The organism is Herbaspirillum chlorophenolicum (assembly GCF_001189955.1).
GTDB lineage: Bacteria > Pseudomonadota > Gammaproteobacteria > Burkholderiales > Burkholderiaceae_D > Herbaspirillum > Herbaspirillum chlorophenolicum.
Genome location: NZ_LFLT01000007.1, coordinates 34,282 through 51,991, shown reverse-complemented (window position 1 = coordinate 51,991; position 17,710 = coordinate 34,282). Strand labels below are relative to the sequence as shown.

17 protein-coding genes are annotated in these 17,710 nt (G+C 58.8%); 9 read left to right on the top strand and 8 right to left on the bottom strand.

From position 1 onward, the window contains the following. The first annotated feature begins 15 nt into the window (after nucleotides 1-15). The 9 genes from AKL28_RS06605 (at nucleotide 16) to AKL28_RS06565 (ending at nucleotide 9,680) form a co-directional block, all read left to right on the top strand. Nucleotides 16-1,242 (top strand): hypothetical protein, encoded by a 1,227-nt coding sequence (locus AKL28_RS06605; protein WP_050467312.1) that lies wholly within the window; start codon nucleotides 16-18, stop codon nucleotides 1,240-1,242. Then, nucleotides 1,235-2,527 (top strand): hypothetical protein, encoded by a 1,293-nt coding sequence (locus AKL28_RS06600; protein WP_050467311.1) that lies wholly within the window; start codon nucleotides 1,235-1,237, stop codon nucleotides 2,525-2,527. The genes AKL28_RS06605 and AKL28_RS06600 overlap by 8 nt, the downstream gene beginning before the upstream one ends. A gap of 141 nt (nucleotides 2,528-2,668) precedes the next feature. After that, nucleotides 2,669-3,787 (top strand): NAD-dependent epimerase/dehydratase family protein, encoded by a 1,119-nt coding sequence (locus tag AKL28_RS06595; RefSeq protein ID WP_082221394.1) that lies wholly within the window; start codon nucleotides 2,669-2,671, stop codon nucleotides 3,785-3,787. Next, nucleotides 3,784-4,317: a serine O-acetyltransferase gene (locus AKL28_RS25295; RefSeq protein ID WP_269432174.1), complete on the top strand. Its 534-nt coding sequence runs from the start codon at nucleotides 3,784-3,786 to the stop codon at nucleotides 4,315-4,317. The genes AKL28_RS06595 and AKL28_RS25295 overlap by 4 nt, the downstream gene beginning before the upstream one ends. 23 nt (nucleotides 4,318-4,340) lie before the next feature. Beyond that, nucleotides 4,341-5,372, top strand: coding sequence for a CgeB family protein (locus tag AKL28_RS06585; RefSeq protein ID WP_050467309.1), 1,032 nt, complete (start codon nucleotides 4,341-4,343; stop codon nucleotides 5,370-5,372). A gap of 76 nt (nucleotides 5,373-5,448) precedes the next feature. Next, complete coding sequence (locus AKL28_RS06580; RefSeq protein WP_050467308.1) at nucleotides 5,449-6,009, top strand: sugar transferase; 561 nt, start codon at nucleotides 5,449-5,451, stop codon at nucleotides 6,007-6,009. A 37-nt stretch (nucleotides 6,010-6,046) separates the two neighbouring features. After that, nucleotides 6,047-6,901, top strand: coding sequence for a Wzz/FepE/Etk N-terminal domain-containing protein (locus AKL28_RS06575; protein ID WP_050467307.1), 855 nt, complete (start codon nucleotides 6,047-6,049; stop codon nucleotides 6,899-6,901). A gap of 9 nt (nucleotides 6,902-6,910) precedes the next feature. Then, nucleotides 6,911-8,845, top strand: a complete 1,935-nt coding sequence (locus tag AKL28_RS06570; RefSeq protein WP_050467306.1) for a polysaccharide biosynthesis protein — start codon at nucleotides 6,911-6,913, stop codon at nucleotides 8,843-8,845. A gap of 13 nt (nucleotides 8,846-8,858) precedes the next feature. Continuing rightward, entirely contained in the window at nucleotides 8,859-9,680 is an 822-nt protein-coding gene (locus tag AKL28_RS06565) for a symmetrical bis(5'-nucleosyl)-tetraphosphatase (RefSeq protein ID WP_050467305.1), read from the top strand. On the opposite strand, the gene AKL28_RS06560 is transcribed toward AKL28_RS06565, so the two are convergent. The 8 genes from AKL28_RS06560 to AKL28_RS06525 form a co-directional block, all read right to left on the bottom strand. After that, entirely contained in the window at nucleotides 9,610-10,410 is an 801-nt protein-coding gene (locus AKL28_RS06560; protein WP_050467304.1) for a lysophospholipid acyltransferase family protein, read from the bottom strand. The two genes, AKL28_RS06565 and AKL28_RS06560, sit on opposite strands and share 71 nt — an antisense overlap. Nucleotides 10,411-10,451: 41 nt before the next feature. Next, nucleotides 10,452-11,738 (bottom strand): dihydroorotase, encoded by a 1,287-nt coding sequence (locus tag AKL28_RS06555; protein ID WP_050467303.1) that lies wholly within the window; start codon nucleotides 11,736-11,738, stop codon nucleotides 10,452-10,454. A gap of 73 nt (nucleotides 11,739-11,811) precedes the next feature. Then, complete coding sequence (locus AKL28_RS06550) at nucleotides 11,812-12,771, bottom strand: aspartate carbamoyltransferase catalytic subunit (RefSeq protein WP_050467302.1); 960 nt, start codon at nucleotides 12,769-12,771, stop codon at nucleotides 11,812-11,814. Further along, the gene (gene pyrR / locus AKL28_RS06545; RefSeq protein WP_050467301.1) at nucleotides 12,764-13,285 is read right to left on the bottom strand and encodes a bifunctional pyr operon transcriptional regulator/uracil phosphoribosyltransferase PyrR; all 522 of its coding nucleotides are present in this window, start codon (nucleotides 13,283-13,285) and stop codon (nucleotides 12,764-12,766) included. Before pyrR ends, AKL28_RS06550 begins: the two co-directional genes overlap by 8 nt. After that, nucleotides 13,282-13,668: a Holliday junction resolvase RuvX gene (gene ruvX / locus AKL28_RS06540; protein WP_050467300.1), complete on the bottom strand. Its 387-nt coding sequence runs from the start codon at nucleotides 13,666-13,668 to the stop codon at nucleotides 13,282-13,284. The genes pyrR and ruvX overlap by 4 nt, the downstream gene beginning before the upstream one ends. A gap of 16 nt (nucleotides 13,669-13,684) precedes the next feature. Further along, nucleotides 13,685-14,464: a YqgE/AlgH family protein gene (locus AKL28_RS06535; RefSeq protein ID WP_082221393.1), complete on the bottom strand. Its 780-nt coding sequence runs from the start codon at nucleotides 14,462-14,464 to the stop codon at nucleotides 13,685-13,687. A 189-nt stretch (nucleotides 14,465-14,653) separates the two neighbouring features. Then, nucleotides 14,654-15,538 carry a dienelactone hydrolase family protein gene (locus AKL28_RS06530; RefSeq protein WP_050467299.1) on the bottom strand — a complete coding sequence of 295 codons (885 nt, stop codon included), beginning with the start codon at nucleotides 15,536-15,538 and terminating at the stop codon, nucleotides 14,654-14,656. Between the two features lie 235 nt (nucleotides 15,539-15,773). Beyond that, entirely contained in the window at nucleotides 15,774-17,450 is a 1,677-nt protein-coding gene (locus AKL28_RS06525) for a methyl-accepting chemotaxis protein (RefSeq protein WP_050467298.1), read from the bottom strand. Nucleotides 17,451-17,710 lie beyond the last annotated feature (260 nt).

The window sequence follows — 17,710 nt, the reverse complement described above, 5'->3', positions numbered from 1 at the left end:
CGTACAGGGCTACACGTGACCCGTTTCGTCTTCTGGATGCTGCTTGCATCGGCGCTGGGCTTCATCAAGCTCATCGCGCTGGCCTATGCCATGCCGCCGCATGACTATGGGCAGTATGTGGCGCATTTCGGCATTGCCACCTTGTCCGGCTCGCTGATGAGCGCCGGCCTGATCGAAAAGACGATCAAGGCCTACCCGAGGCAATGGGTGACCGGACAACGCCGCGTAGTGCTTGCCGATGCACTGCAAATCGCACGCACTCTGGGGTTGCGCTTCCTGATCGCAGGCGCCCTGGGCGCTTTGGCCTCCGTCGCGGGCTGGGTTCCCTTTACGCTGGGCGAAGTGGTATGGACCACCGGTCTTGGCGCTTGTACCGCCTGGCTCGCACTCCTAGCTTCGCTGTACCGGGCCGTCGGATCGCAAAAAGCACTGCAGAATTTCACCTGGTGGCGTAGCGCCGCGACCTTGGCGTTTTCCCTTCCGGCCGGCTGGCTGCTCGGATGGCAAGGAGCCATGGGAGGGGACATTATCGCCAACCTGCTGGGCGTCGTGATTGGGCTGTGCCAATTGCCGCGCCTGTACCATGACGAACCGGCGCCCGCTCAGCAAGCGAGCGAATCTTCCGAGCCGGAGAAGGGACGCGACATCGGTCATCATCAGCTTTACCTAGCCAATCTTGCCGTTTCCGCCGTCACCATGGCCGACAAAGCATGGGTCAGCGCCGCCATCGGCGCCACACTGGCGGGCACTTATGGCGTGGTAATGCTGATCCCTCAAATCGCACAGTTACTGGTGAACGTGGTGGTACAGCATATCGGCCCGCTGGTGATCAAGTTCGCCCACCTCAAGCAGCGCGACACCGGCCGCGTCAGCGCAGTCGGTCTGCAAGCCTCGCTGCTGGCGCTGTTCTCACTGTTGTTAACTGCCGGTGTATTGGCGGCCAAGCACTTGCCCTATCTGGATCATCTCTTTGCCAAATTCGACATATCCGATCTGTCATTGATCCTGGCAGGGATGATCGCTGCCGGGCAAATCTATAGCGTCATCGAATTCCATCTGATTGCGCGGGACCGCGAACGCGACGTACTGGCAGCCAGCGCAATATCAGGGCTCATTTTCGTCTGCTTGTTCAGCATGGCGGCACTGCTTCATGCAAAGACCGAATGGTTCATCGCCGCGGCCGGAATCTCCAGGTGGAGCCAAGTATGGATACTAAGAAGAGCCTATCTACGCCATGACTGAGCACGTGACATCCCTCAAGAAATTGCTCCGCGATCCGTCGGGCCTGCTCGGCGCCGCCCTGCTATTGCTGATCGCGTTTCCTTACGTGCAATTTGTCCCGTCCCCCAGCTATACGCAGCCTTTTTCCTTGCTGCTTGGCTCGGCTCTTTTCCTGATGCAGTTCACGCTACTCTGGAGATTGCCGTTTACAGACCGTGCTGCATTAATCGGACTGGCGATGCTTGGAACCGTTCTCTTTCTGGTGACGTGCATCCCCTATACCGATGTTCAAGAATACAAATACCTGCTTAACTACATCACCCCGCTTTTTGTGACGGTGACTGCGCTACGGTATATTGAAAGCAACCCGCGCATGGCATTGCGTCTGCTCAGATTGGCGATCTTGGCATGGATTGCAGTGGCCGCCCTTCAAAAATTCTGGAATCCTGGTTTTGCTACCTTCCTGCTTGGCGAATGGGGTACACATTCGCTGGATATCGTTCAATCTGGCAGAGGCGTTATCAGCCTCGCCCCCGAACCGACCCATCATGCCTTTCACATCCTGCTGCTGGCGGCTTGCGTAGCATTGCTGGACTTCGGCGGGCGCAGCCGATGGCTACTGTTACTGTGCATCGCCGATGCCGTGCTCCTAGCGGCATCAAGCAGCGCAATACTCGTTCTTGGCATAGCGGGCTTAGTATGGCTGGTCGCTTGTCGACCGCGCTGGATCATACTGGCTGCGATAATGGCGGCGTTGGCTTGGTCATCGGGAGTCTCGGTGGACTGGTTCCTCGCCAGCGGTACTCGGGCACACACGCTCATCAGCGAGGTTCTCGCCGATCCAGCCAACCTGATGAACATCGACTACAGCCTCAACATACGCTTGGGCGGCATGTCTTCCGTATTGATAGACACGGTACAGAACGCCTTCGCTCCGCACGGCATATCGAAAGATGCCTGGAACGACGCACGTGGCGAATTGCTAAACCAGATGACATGGCTGAAGGATTTGAGCGCATCCGGACCGCCATCAGGAATCGGACTGCTTCTGTTTCAGACAGGCCTCTTCGGCATCCCGTTCATCTGGCTCATTTTCAGACGTATCGTAACGCCGCGTACCGGCATGATAGAACGAGTTCTATTACTGGCTACGCCTTTCATCTTTCTTAGCCAATACTATATTTCCGCGCCAAGCTTCTCATTGCTGTATGCATGCGCCCTTTTCCGTTTAGGAATGGCGGCAAACACGCAAAAATGCCAGATGGAAGCAAGACAAGAACCTCAGCCACATGAGCGGCTGTGTTGATATAAACACAAAAAAGACAAGATTTATTGCAAAGAGATTTACGCAAGGATCCCAGGTTCCCTAGGATCACGCCGCATCAAAACATATAAATATGCGTGTCTTCAAGACATCCACAAATTAATACTGAAAGGATATTGAACGATGAGAATCGTCATCACAGGTGGTATGGGATTCATTGGCATTACGCTTGCCAGGAGACTGGTGGCGGATGGCCATGACGTGGCGCTGCTGGACAATCTGACCGTGCAGATCCATGGCGAACTCCCCTGGGTCGACGTCCCTGAGGGCGTTACCATCCATCGTATGGATGTACGGCAACTAACCGATCATCCTGAGATTCTTGAAGGCGTGGATGCGGTATTCCATCTTGCAGCCGAAACGGGCACTGCGCAATCGATGTATCGCATTGCCGAATATGTCAGCGTCAACGAGCTCGGTACGGCGACCTTGCTGCAAGCCATTGCAAAATGCACAGTAAAACCACGCCAGGTCATTCTTGCCTCCAGCAGAAGCGTCTATGGCGAAGGCGCCTATGTTTCCGAAAGCAATCCTGAACACATCCTGCAACCCGCTCCTCGCACCAAAGAGCAAATGCTCAAGGGAATCTGGGAGCCAACGGATAATCGCGGCGCTAACCTGAAGGCGGTAGCGACCCCGGAGTCACTTGCATTCGCGCCGGGCTCCGTCTACGCGGCGACCAAGGCGTCGCAGGAACTCCTGCTGAATTCAGCCGCGCTCGCGCTCGGTTTCCGCTCGACGATTTTCCGCTTCCAGAATGTCTACGGAGAAGGACAATCGCTGCAGAACCCGTACACGGGGATCATTTCGATTTTCTTCAACCGCGCGCGGCAAGGCCGCGACATCCCTATTTACGAAGATGGCCTGGAATCCCGCGACTTCATCCACATCAGCGACATCGTCGATGGCCTGGTCGCATCCCTGGAAGCCGATCTGCCCCCGGGAGCGGTAATGAACCTGGGAGCCGGCGAACCGACCTCCGTGAAGGACTTGGCGAGCGCATTGCTGAATGCGGCCGGGCTGGACGTCGCGACGCGGGTAACCGGGCAATTCCGTGTGGGCGACATCCGCCATTGCTATGCCGATCTCGCCCGCGCGCGCGCTTTGATCGGGTTCCAGCCGAAGATCAGTCTGGCGGCAGGGCTAAAGCGCTTCTGCGACTGGGCGGCCGGCCAACCGATCCATGTCGACAAGCTCGACAGCGCCACAGAAGAACTGCGAAAAAAAGGATTGACCAATTGAAAGGCCAGCTTCGTCCGCTGCTGGATGCCGATTGGGCCCGGCTCATGTCGGCTTGCGGCACACCGCAGCGCAAGCGCCCGGTCACGAGCTATCTGTCACCCAGATTCGCGCCCGTCGCCCTGATCCGCATCGCTGCGGCATTGGCTGCGAACGGATGGAAGAGGAGCGCCAAGCTGTTTAGCCTCCTCAACTTCCTCCTCTTCGGCATTGAAGTGCCCGCTCATCTGGATATCGGGCCGGGACTGATCATCGCGCATACCCAAGGCACGGTGCTTGGAGCCGCCAGGATCGGCGCCAATCTGACCTTGTTCCATCAGGTCACGCTGGGAGCGAAACTCGCCGACTATGGCTATAACCTGGAACTGCGCCCGACGGTTGGCGACAATGTCACGCTTTGCGTCGGGGCAAAGGTGCTCGGCCCTGTCAGCATAGGCGACGGCGCCGTGGTCGGCGCCAACGCCGTCGTGCTCAACGACGTTCCCCCCGGGATGTTGGCGGTCGGCGTGCCGGCAAAAAACATAACCGCCTGATCCTGGCGGCTGCAGACAAGATCATGAAAACAAAAATCGCATTGGTAGGACCGAATTTCTTTTCCTATATCCAGGCCATTCGCCAAAGCCTGATGAAGAAGGGATATGAATCGCAATTCTTTGACGAACGTCACAAGAACACCATCATCGTCAAGATACTTTACCGTCTCGGCTTCTATGAATGGTTTCCTGCCGTCAAGCGCAGGTATCTCGACGGCGTGGCGCAAGCCATCCTGGCGCAGAAATGCACGGATGCACTGTTGATCGGCGTGGAAGTATGCGATGAGGATTTCGTGCAAAAGCTGAAGAAAGCAGGAGTACGAGTTCACCTCTACATGTGGGACAGTGCGCGCAACAAGCCGCGTTACCTCAAATATTTGCCTTGGCTCGATGGCAAGAGCAGCTTCGACCCGATCGATTGTGCCGAGCATGGTTTGACCTATATCCCACTGTTTTCAGAGAGTGTCTTCAGTCAGGCCATACAGGTCGAGAAGGCCGATAAGGACGTTGATATTTCCTTCTGCGGCACTTTACACTCGAATCGTGCGGATTGGCTCAATGCCATCCGCCGTTTTGGCAACAAGTACAAGCTCAAGGTGGTGTTCTATATATTTTTCCACTCCCGCCCCCTGCTATTCATTAAATCAATAGCGCGGCCTAGCAACGCAAACTTCCTCCGTTCGATGTCGACTGCTGGTTTTTCAAAGCAGGAAATCGCGGCACTTTTCCGGCGTTCCAAATTTGTCTTCGACATCCAGCATCCTGGGCAAATCGGACTGACGGCCCGCACATTCGAGGTGCTACGCAGTGGTACCAAGCTAATCACCTCCAACCGATTTTCTTCCGAGCTGCCGCTTGACCTTGCCGAGCGAGTGATTGTCATCGATAACGTACAGCAGTTGGAATCGGTTGATTTCTCCTGTGGCTTCAGCGTGCCTCCACTGACTGAGGAGCAGGACTATTTCCTTTCGATCGAGCGTTTCACCGACCAATTAATCGACATCATGGGAGTAGACCGCGAACATCATGCAACCAGCACCCAAGAGGTCGCTTAACCATGAATGTCCAACCTACTCAAATGTGACCGCAAAAAACGCTCCTCAAAGCACACCGACATCCAAGGTTACAGTAATGAAACGACTGATGGATCTGATTTTGGCAATAGCTGCCGGGATCATACTGATTGTTCCCATACTACTGGTGACGCTGCTGGTACGACTCACCTCGTCCGGCCCCGCGCTATACTGGAGCGATCGGATAGGCAAGGGCAACAAGATTTTCCGCATGCCAAAGTTCCGCAGCATGCGTACGGACACGCCAGCAGTAGCCACACATTTGCTTGCCGACCCGAAATCCTTCCTGACACCGATAGGCTCTTTCCTGCGCAAAAGCAGCCTGGATGAGCTCCCCCAATTGTGGAGCATACTAAAAGGCGACATGAGTTTTGTCGGCCCACGCCCTGCGCTTTTCAACCAGGACGATCTGATTGAGCTACGCACCCAGCAAGGTGTACACGAACTTGTGCCAGGACTTACTGGCTGGGCGCAGATCAATGGGCGCGACGAGCTTCCCATCCCCGACAAGGTAAAACTAGACGTGGAATATTTGCGACGCAAGTCCATTGCTTTAGATATACAAATTCTCTGGTTGACCTTTATCAAAGTTATTCGCCGAGACGGCGTCTCGCATTAATCATCAGGCACAAAATCAATCAGACTGGAGTAATCCAATGCAAGACAAAAATGGCATGGCCTATCCCTCGGACGATATCGACTTTTTCGATATCGTCTCATTCGTTGTCGACTACTGGAAAATCATCGCAGCATGCCTCATCGCTGGCTTGGCAATAGCGGCCGGCTACCTTACGTGGACGCCAAAGCAGTTCGAGGCCCGGGCATTGGTAAAAGTCGCTCAAGTATTGAGCATGCCTTTCATCGCCAGACAGAACAATGGAAATATCGGCGACTCAGGGAAACTCGCTAGTGTGAATTTAGAAGCACCATCGACTGTTGCTGAGCAATTCCGCCAGCCAACGGCATTTTCTTCCGACACGGTCAAAGCTTGCGGCGTCGATAGTGGTGAAACGCTTGTGTCAAAGGTGCTGTTGCTTCCATCCAAAACAGCCTCGGAAATACTTGAAATATCAACCCGTGCCGACACACCTCAGACTGCAGAACACTGCGCTACTGCTGTGTTTCAGCAAATTCTCCTGCAACAGCAGCAGCAACTGCTTCCTTATAAAGCCGAACTGATTCGCATCCAGAAAGATCTGGAATTACGCTATCTGGACAATCAAGAACTGCTCGAAAAAATGGAGAAAGTCGGCGCCTTCCATAACATGTATTTTTCCCGCAAAGACACTGCGCAAATGCTGCACAATCAGCTAGATATGATCAAACAGAGTATGAAATTCAATGCAGACCCGCATCTACTGGCGCCTGTCTACGCACCGAAACATCCGGTCTCCCCTGTTCGTTCAAAAACGATTGTATTTGGAGCAATGTCTGGTCTGCTACTCGGATTATTCTTGGCACTTTCTCGCCTTGCCTACGGAAAATGGCGCACACGCATCCGATCTGCCTGAAAAACTAATATGTTTTCCAATGCCAAATTTCTGGCCGAACCCGTTCTGGGACTGCCCAGAGCCGCCAAACGGCTGATCGTACTCATGGTCGATGCCAGCCTTTGCATACTTACAGTATGGCTATCTTTCTATCTGCGTTTGGGCGAACTCATTGCCCTCTCTGACTCGGCACTACTGGCGGCGATAGTTTCCATCATCATCGCTTTACCCATCTTCATCACCTTCGGCTTTTACCGAGCCATTTTCCGTTATTCCGGATGGTCCGCCCTAATGACGGTCAGCAAGGCCATATCGATCTACGCACTGATTTATGCCTCTATCTATACGGCCGTAGGAATAGATGGTGTCCCACGCACTATAGGGCTGATCCAACCCATACTGCTGCTGCTTTTCGTCGGTGCCTCGCGCGCCGCTGCTCGTTATTGGCTGGGTGGAATCTACAAGAACAAGCTGAAGCTCGCGGCCTTACCGAAGGTACTGATCTATGGTGCGGGAACCGCTGGCAGACAACTCGCCGCGGCTATGTCCAATAACCACGAAATGCGCGTGGTAGGTTTCATTGATGATGATGACCGCTTGCATGGCCACATCCTTAATGGATATCCGATCTATGGAGCTGCAGACCTTCCTGGTCTGGTCGAATCAGTGAACGTAAGTGATGTACTGCTTGCTCTGCCATCAGCTAGCCGCAAGCGCCGCAATGAAATCCTAAATGAAATGCTTCATGCTAAGGTTTCGGTGCGCACCTTACCCAGCGTGACGGAACTAGCCCAAGGGAAAGTCAGTATTTCGCTGCTGAGAGAACTGGACATCGACGACTTGCTAGGGAGGGAACCGGTCAACCCAAACCATATCCTCCTTGGGAAAATCGTGTCGGAAAAGGTGGTGCTGGTCACCGGCGCTGGCGGGTCGATAGGCAGCGAACTGTGCCGGCAAATCCTGAAAATCGGTCCATCGGCGCTCTTGCTGATCGAACAAAGCGAATATGCCTTGTATCAGATTCATCAGGAACTGCAAAGCCTGCACAATGAGCATGTCCAACTCGTCCCCCTACTGGCTTCGGTAAGGGACGAGGGGCGCATGCGCGAGATCATGTCGACGTGGAAACCTGATACTGTCTACCACACCGCTGCTTATAAACATGTGCCATTGGTTGAACACAACCCGGCGGAAGGTATTAAAAACAACGTATTAGGAACCTTAACTGCGGCCAGAATGGCAGCCGAACAAGGTGTCACCGATTTTGTCCTGATCAGTACCGACAAGGCCGTTCGTCCAACAAACATTATGGGCGCAAGCAAACGCCTAGCCGAGATGGTACTGCAAGCACTTGCCGAAAATTCAAACGGAACCAAATTCACAATGGTCCGTTTCGGCAACGTACTGGGGTCATCCGGTTCAGTTGTCCCAAAGTTCCGCGAACAAATACGCAATGGTGGTCCAATCACCTTGACCCATCCGGAAATCACGCGCTATTTCATGACCATCCCAGAAGCTGCACAACTCGTCATCCAAGCCGGTGCAATGGCCCGCGGCGGCGAGGTGTTTGTTCTGGATATGGGGCAACCGGTGAAAATCATGAATTTGGCAGTGCGCATGATCGAACTAAGCGGATTGTCCGTCAGGAACGAAGACCATCCGGAAGGTGATATCGAAATACAAATCACATCGCTACGCCCAGGCGAAAAACTCTACGAGGAATTACTGATCGGAGACAATCCCAAGCCCACCTCGCATCCACGCATTATGAAAGCACATGAGGAATTCGTCCCGTGGAACTTGCTCGAAGAAAAGCTTGACGCTCTCAAGACTGCGCTCGACATCAATGATGTCGGCGTCATCCGATATATTCTGCAGCAACTGGTTTCCGGCTACGCTCCCAATGAAGAAATTGTAGACTGGGTGCATATGGCACAAGAAGCGGAAGCTGGTGCTCTCGAATGAGGCAAGGGGAAATATGCCATCCTGGGTAATAGGTGATGTACAAGGTTGCAGTGTCCAAATGGGACTCTTGATGCGCAGCATCGATGCCACCGCTCAGAGCAACAGTAAGATCATCCTCGCCGGCGACCTCATCAACCGCGGACCCCAATCCCTGCAAACCCTGCGCACCGTCATGGCCATGGGCGACCGGGCGCGAACGGTGCTGGGCAACCACGACCTGCACCTGCTGGCAGTGTCGCAGGGCATCCGCCCCCTGCACAAGGATGACACCCTGCACGACATCCTCGACGCGCCCGACCGCGAGGAATTGATCAACTGGCTACGCCACCGGCCGCTGGCGATCCATGAACAAAATCACCTGATCGTACATGCCGGCGTGTTGCCGCAATGGAATCTCGAACAAGCCCTGGCCTTGGCTGGCGAAGTGGAATCCATGCTGCAAAGCGACCGCTGGATAGACTTCCTCACGCACATGTACGGCAACCAGCCGGCGCGCTGGAGCGATGACCTGGCCGGTTATGACCGCCTGCGCTGCATCATCAATGCCTTCACGCGGGTGCGTTTCTGCCAAGCCGATGGGACGATGGATTTTTCAGTAAAGGAAGGGGCCGATGCGGCGCCGGAGGGGCTGATGCCCTGGTTTGAGGTGCCGGGCCGCCGCACCGAGGATGTGACCGTGGTGTTCGGCCACTGGTCGACGCTGGGGCTGGTGCTGCGCCCCAACCTGATCGCGCTGGATACCGGCTGCGTCTGGGGCGGCAAGCTTACTGCGGTGCGACTTGAGGATCGGGCGCTGTTCCAGGTGCAATGTCCGCAGGCGCAGAAACCGGGCTGAGCTCCTCCACCGCGTAACCCAGGCCGCCGGCGATGACGGCGTGCGAAACGCGCGCCAGGTCGCGGCGATGCGCGCCTTCAGTCGGGATGATCGGGAGCTGCTTCAGTTCGGCTGTCATGCCTCGCGACTTCAGGATGGCCAGGATACTCTCCACGATGCTCATGTCGCCAATGAAGTCGGCGGCCGGATGCAGCTTGCCCTGACTATCCACATAACGCAGCGCATACGGCTGCACCGGCGCCTTGGCGTCGATCGCCGCCTCGAACAGGTTGGCGTGGAACGGCAGCAGCGTACCCTGTGGCGCCGTCGTGCCTTCGGGGAAAAAGGCCACCACCTCACCCTTTTCGATGCTTTCCACCAGTCCCTTGAAGATGCGCCGCACATCGCTGGCCTTGCCGCGCGAGATGAAAATGGTGCCGGTCTTGGCGCATAGCCAGCCGATCAGCGGCCAGCCGCGAATATCGGACTTGGCCACGAAACGGCAAGGCTGCAGCGAATTGACCACGAAGATGTCCAGCCAGCTGATGTGGTTGGCCACCAGCAGCGCGCGCGGGATCGGTTGCGGGCTGTCGATCTTCACGGAGATGCCGCAGACGCTCAGCAGCTTGCGCGACCAGCGGCGGATATGCGCCTCCTGTCCCTTGGCCGAGGTGAACGGGAACAGGATGGCGCAGATCGCCATGCCGAGGAACAAATGCGCAATCAGGCGCAGCAGACGAAAGACGAACATGGCGATTCTGGCTGGCGTGGCTTCAGTGGCTGTGGCGGGGATCAGCGCTCGAACGCGATATGGCCGGAAACGATGGTGGCCTTGACCACACCGGGCAGTTCATAGCCGAGGAAAGGCGTGTGCTTGCCCTGGCTGGCCAGTGCCGCGCCTTCCACCTTCCACATCGCATTGGGGTCGAACAGGCACAGGTCGGCCGGGCTGCCCAACGCCAGGTTGCCGGCCTTCAGGCCAGCCACCTTGGCCGCGCGGTGGGTGATCTTGGCGATCGCCTTGGACAGCACGTCCTTGCCTTCGCCATCGGACTCCAGCGCCCATTTCAGCGACAGCGACAGCAGCAGTTCCAGACCGGTGGCGCCGGGCGAGGCTTCACCGAAAGGCAGCAGCTTCTCGTCATCATCAACCGGGGTGTGATCGGAGCAGACCGCATCGATGGTGCCGTCCAGCAGCGCCGCGCGGATTGCCTCGCGGTCGCGCTGCGAGCGCAGCGGCGGGGTCAGGCGGGCGTTGGAGTCGAAGAATCCGATGTCCAGGTCGCACAAGTGAATATGGTGCACGCCGACGTCGCAGGTGACCGGCAGGCCTTCGCTCTTGGCCTGGCGCACCAGCTCCAGGCCGGCAGCCGAGGAGATGCGACACAGGTGCACCCGCGCGCCGGTGGCGCGCATCAGCTCGAACAGCGTGTACAGCGCGATGGTTTCCGACATCACCGGCACGCCCGAGAGACCCAGGCGCGACGCTGCCGGGCCGCTGTGGGCAATACCGAAGCGGCCCAGGTGCGGATCCTGCGGGCGCAGCCAGACGGTGTAGTTGAAGGTCTTGGCGTATTGCAGCGCACTCATCAACACGGTGGTGTCGGTGATCGGTTCTTCAGCCTGCGAGAAGCCGATGCAACCGGCCTCGGTCAGCTCGGCCATTTCGGTCAGCGCATGGCCCTTGAGGCCGGCGGTCAACGCGCCCAACGGGTAGACGTGCGCCTGGTTGAGCGACTTGGCGCGATGTTTCAGCATCTCCACTAGGCCCGGCTCGTCCAGCACCGGATCGGTATCCGGCGGACACACCAGGCTGGTCACGCCGCCCTGCATCGCAGCCTGCATTTCGGATTCCAGCGTGGCCTTGTATTCGTAGCCCGGCTCGCGCAGGCGCGCCGAGAGGTCGACCAGGCCGGGCGAGACTACCAGGCCGGTGGCGTCGAGCGTCTTGTTGGCGGTGAAGTCGGCAGGCGCCTGGCCGATGCCGACGATCTTGCCGGCCGCCACATACACATCCTGTTGCGCATCGATGCCGTTGGCCGGGTCGATCAGCCGGCCGTTCTTGATATGCAGTTTCATCAGTTCAGTATTTTCTTAACGAGGTCGTCCAAAACATCGCTGTTATGTCGCTTGTGTTGCTGTGTCCGGTAATTCAGTTGCCCGCCACGATGCCCATCACCGCCATGCGCACCGCGATGCCGAAGGTCACCTGCGGCAGGATCACCGCCTGGGCGCCGTCGGCCACGGCCGAGTCGATTTCCACGCCGCGGTTCATCGGGCCCGGGTGCATTACGATCGCATCCGGCTTGGCCAGCGCCAGGCGCTCGGGCGTCAGGCCGTAGCTCTTGAAGAACTCTTGCGCCGAAGGCAGCAGGGCGCCGCTCATGCGCTCGTTCTGCAAGCGCAGCATGATGATCACGTCGACGTCCTTCAAGCCCTCTTCCATGTTGTGGAACACGCGCACGCCCATCTGCTCCAGGCCGCTGGGCAGCAAGGTGCGCGGGCCGATGGCGCGCACTTCGGGCACACCCAGCGTGGTCAGCGCATGGATGTCGGAACGCGCCACCCGGCTGTGCAGGATGTCGCCCACGATCGCCACGCGCAGGTTGGTGAAGTCCTTCTTGTAGTGGCGGATGGTGTACATGTCCAGCAGGCCCTGGGTCGGGTGCGCGTGGCGGCCGTCACCGGCGTTGACCACGTGGACGTGCGACTGCCTGGTGTCGATCAGGTGCTTGGCGATCAGGAACGGCGCGCCGGACTGCGCGTGGCGCACCACGAACATGTCGGCATGCATCGCCGCCAGGTTGTCGATGGTGTCCAACAGCGACTCGCCCTTGCTGGTGCTCGATGCCTGGATGTTCAGGTTGATCACGTCGGCCGACAGGCGCTTGGAGGCGATCTCGAAGGTGGTGCGGGTGCGCGTGGAGTTCTCGAAGAACAGGTTGAACACGCTTTTTCCCCGCATCAGCGGCACCTTCTTCACTTCGCGGTCGCCGATGCTGACGAAGGACGAGGCGGTGTCGAGGATGTGGTTCAGGATCGCTTTGGGCAGACCTTCAATGGTCAACAGGTGTTGCAGTTCGCCGTTTTTGTTCAGTTGTGGATTAAGCATGGACCACCGTCAGGGAGAATCGGCCATCGTCGGCGCGTTGCAATTGCAGGTTTTCTTGTTTGGAAAGGGTGACCGTCTCGGCCAGGAAATCGGCGGCGATCGGCAGCTCGCGCCCGCCGCGGTCGACCAGCGCTGCCAGCAGCACGCGCGCCGGACGGCCGTAGTCGAACAGTTCGTTGACCGCCGCGCGCGTGGTGCGCCCGGTATAGAGCACATCGTCGATCAGCACGATGGTCGCGCCTTCGACATCGAACGGGATCTGGCTGGGCTTGACGTCGGAGCGCAGGCCCTTCTCGGCGAAATCGTCACGGTAGAAGGAAACGTCGATGAAGCCCAGGCGTTCGCCCAGCTTCAGCTCATCGGCCAGGCGCTCGGCCAGCCAGGCGCCGCCGGAATGGATGCCGACCAGCGCGACATTGGGTGCGCCCTGCAAGCCGGCTTTGACCTGCTGTGCCAGCTTCCGGTACAGCGCTTCTGCGTCGAGCGCAGAGGGCGTAGGGGTTGTTGTACTCATGAGTCGGACTCGTCAAAGTATTGCTGCAAAATGATGGCGGCCGCCTGGTCGTCGATCTGCTCGCCGCGCTGCTGCGCGATCACGGCCGACGAGTAGCGCTCATCGACCAACGCCACCTCGACGCCGAAGCGGCCATGCAATTGGTTCGCGAAACGCCGGCAGCGCACGCTCATCTCATGCTCGGCGCCGTCCGGATGCAGCGGCAGGCCGACCACGCAGCGGCTGGGCTGCCATTCTGCGATCAGCCGGCCGACAGCGGCAAACTTGCCGTCGTTGGTCGGCTCGCTGATCACCGCCAGCGGCTGCGCCTGTTTCAAACCGGTGTTGCCCACGGCCACGCCGATGCGTTTCAGGCCGAAATCGAAGGCAAGCAAAGTCTCCAAGTAGCGCGCTCCGAACCTAGGCGCGCCCGGCATCGCCGGACAGCATCACCGGGTCGATGCCCAGCAAGGCCAGCGCGGCAGTGAAACGCTCTTCCACCGGCATCTCGAAGATGATGGCCGGGTCGGCCTTCACCGTCAGCCAGCCGTTGCGGCCGAGTTCATCTTCCAGTTGGCCGGCGCTCCAGCCCGAGCACCCCAGGCTGACCAGCACCTGCGTCGGGCCGTTGCCATGCGCCACCGCTTCCAGCACGTCCTTGGACGTGGTCAGGGCGATGTCGTCGGTCACCTGCAGCGTGGAAGAAAACTGGTCCGGCGTCGAATGCTGCACGGAATGCAGTACAAAGCCGCGCTCCACCTGCACCGGGCCGCCGAACATCACCGGGCGCCGGTATACCTCGGGCATGGCGTCAGGCGTGTCGGGCTTGATTTCGAGCTTGAGGTTGATGCGGTCCAACAGCACGTCCATGGTCATGTCGGTCGGCTTGTTGATGACCACGCCGAGCGCGCCGTTATGGTTGTGTTCGCACAGGTAGACCACGGTGCCGCCGAAGATCGGGTCCAGCATGGACGGCATGGCGATCAGGAAATGGTTGGTCAGGTCCAGGTCCAACGGAGCCTTGGCCTCTTCGTCGGCGGCGCTGTCGCCTGCCGCATCGTCTTCACTTGCCGCTGCTGCAGCGGCGGCCGCGCGACGGGCCTGGATGCGGCCGAAAGGATCGAAACCGCCAAAGGAATCCGCGGATTCGTCGAAATCCTCGGCAGAGAAGCTAAAGGGAACGTTACGTCTCTTGATCATCCCCGCATTTTAGCAGTTTTGGCCGCTGCCCCGCGTGGGCAAGCCGGTAAAACGGCGCAACCGGGAATGGCGGCAGCAATATCAAACCGTCAAGATTGGTCCGCAGTTTCCACGCAGCATCGCGCGGTTGCCGTCCCGGCGTTGCCTGCTCGACGCCGGCAATAGCGTCGTCGAGCACCCATACAGAGGTCAGATCACGCCGTGGCTCTTGAACCAGGCCACCACATGCGCCCAGGCATCCTTGGCGTCAGCCTCGACATAACTCGGCCGGTAGTCGGCATTGAAGGCGTGGCCGGAATTCGGGTAGACGTGGAATTCCGACTTGTTGCCGGCCTTCTGCAGCGCTTCCTTCATCTGCTCGACGGTAGACACCGGAATACCCTGGTCCTTGCCGCCGTACAAACCGATCACCGGCACCTTTAGCGAGGGAGCGATGTCGATCGGGTTCTGCGGGAACAGCGCGCTCTTGTCGCCGACGATGCGGCCGTACCAGGCCGCACCGGCCTTGACCTTGGGGTTGTGCGCACTGTACAGCCAGACGATGCGGCCGCCCCAGCAAAAACCGTTGATGCCCAGGCGGCTGATGTCGCCGCCGTTTTCGCCGGCCCATTTCACGTAGGCGTCAATGTCGCCCATGACTTGCTCGTCGGGCACCTTGGAGATGATGTCCTTCTGCAGCTCGGCGATCGAGGTGTAGGCCATCGGGTTGCCCTGGCGGATGAAGAAGTCCGGCGCGATGGCGAGATAGCCGAGCTTGGCGAAACGGCGGGCGATATCGGCGATATGCTCATGCACGCCGAAGATCTCCGACACCACGATCACCACCGGCAGGTTGGTCTTGCCTTCAGGCTGGGCGCGATAGGCCGGCACGCGCTGGCCGTTGACGGTGATCGCCACCTCGCCCGCGGTCAGGCCGGCGGTGTCGGTCTTGATCATGGTCTGCGCGCACACCGGCAGCACCGCGGCGGCAAATCCCGTGCCCAGGGCGGTCTTGAGGAAAGTACGGCGATCTGGGGTGCCGGACAGGCGGCTCTCGCCAAGCAGGCTGTCGAGGTCTTTACGAAGGTCGTTCATCGGATTCTCCATTGTTCGGGCTGAGTTGAGTCGGTTGTCCTGAAGCCTGCTGAAAATCGACAATACCGGAAATGCTGGCGGGCGGCGCATGCCAGCCGCTCCAATGAAAAAGCGGCCTGCATGCAGGCCGCTTTGATGGAATAAAGACGTCTTTGCTACAGCGCCTCACATCCCTTGCTGACCGGCTTGCATCCCAAGCCGGATACTACCCGCAAACGGGCGCACGATGTCAACCTCAGCCCTGCACCGCCAACACCTTGCCGCCAACCGCCAGTTCCGGCGCCGCCGGCGTGATGTCGATGGTGCGCTCATCGCTGGCGTAGGCCTGCGTCGCCAGGCCCTGATTGGCGTCCAGGCGGAACACGCTGACCAGTTGCTGCAGACCGGAAGCCTGTTCCTGCAGCGAGCGTGCGGCTGCCGCGGCCTGCTCCACCAGCGCCGCGTTCTGCTGGGTCATGTCGTCGATCTGGATGATCGCTTCATTGACCTGCTCGATGCCGCTGCTCTGTTCGCGGTTGGCGTGGGTGATCTCGGTCATCACATCGGTCACGCGCTTGATACTGGTAACGATGTCGTTCATGGTGCTGCCGGCCTGCTCAACCAGCTTGCTGCCGTTCTCGACCTTGCCCACCGAGTCGCCGATCAATACCTTGATCTCCTTGGCGGCGGCAGCCGAACGTTGCGCCAGCGAGCGCACTTCGGAAGCCACCACGGCGAAGCCGCGGCCCTGCTCGCCGGCGCGGGCCGCTTCCACCGCGGCATTGAGCGCCAGGATGTTGGTCTGGAAGGCGATGCCGTCGATCACGCTGACGATGTCGGCCACCTTTTGCGAAGAGGCATTGATCGATTGCATGGTCTCCACCACCTGCGACACGATGGAACCGCCTTGCACCGCCACGTCGGACGCTGCCAGGGCCAGGCCATTGGCCTGATGCGCATTCTCGGCATTCTGCTTGACGGTGGAATTGAGCTGCTCCATCGAAGAGGCGGTCTCTTCCAGTGCGCCGGCCTGCTGCTCGGTGCGCGAAGACAAATCGAGGTTGCCGCGCGCGATTTCCGAGGAGGCGGTCGTGATGGTTTCCGACCCCACGCGCACCTCGGCGACGATGGCCGCCAGCTTGTCGCGCATGACGCGCATGGCCACCATCAGGCTGTCGGTGTCGCCGGGACGGGTGTTGATACGCACCGCCAGGTCACCCTCGGCGATCTGGCCGGCGATCTTCACCGCATAGTCAGGCTCGCCGCCCAGCTTGCGCAACAGGTGGCGGGTCAGCCAAATGGCAGCCAGGATGGCGGTCACCACACCGATGGCGCTGGTAATTAGCATCAACAGGCGCGCCTGGGCATAGGCTGCGGCGCTGGAGGCGGCAGCCTCCTTATTGAGCTTGTCTTCCAGCACGGCGAGCGACTTCAACTCGACTTGCCATGACTTCTGCACCGGCAGGTATTGCTCCTTCAGGAACTGCGCCAGCTCATAGGCTTCGCGGCGCTGGCCGAACTCTACCGCCTGGACGATCAGTTTTTCAGCATTGTCGGCGTGGACCTTGATTTTAGGCAGCGCGGCCTTTTCCTCGTCAGTGGTGCCGGGTGATTCCTCAAACAGCTTCTGCAGCTTTTGCGCCGACATCTTGTACTTGAGGGTCTGTGCGTCGATGTATTGCGCTTCGATATCGACATCCTCGGGCGCGGCCGGCAGCATCAGGTTGCGCAGCGAGATGGAACGCTCGGCCACGGTGTCCATCATGTCCTTGACCAGCGCACTTTCGGGGTTCTTGATCTCCACCACATTATTGAAACGCGCCTGCACCTGATGCATGTTGTAGATGCCGAAAGCAGTCACCAGCACCAGCAGCAACACCACCCACGCAAACCCGAGCCCCAGGCGCGTACCCACTTTGATCCCTGACTTCATCACGTCTCCTCCTAGTGTCATCACCGGGGGCATTGAACGAAAAGCCGGGGAGAATCGGCACACGCTGCGCGCTATCCCTGCGCGCATGCCCGCCTTGATGAATCCTGATCCCCTGCCGGCGCCTTCGCCGCAGCCTCCTTCCTGTGCCGGACGCGGTCCGGCCTTCCCTCCATCCGTACGCGCCGTCTTGTGGTTGTTGGGCGGTCGCGGCGGATGTTTCTTGATTTATTGTTATTGATGCTGCGGTACTACGGCCCTGC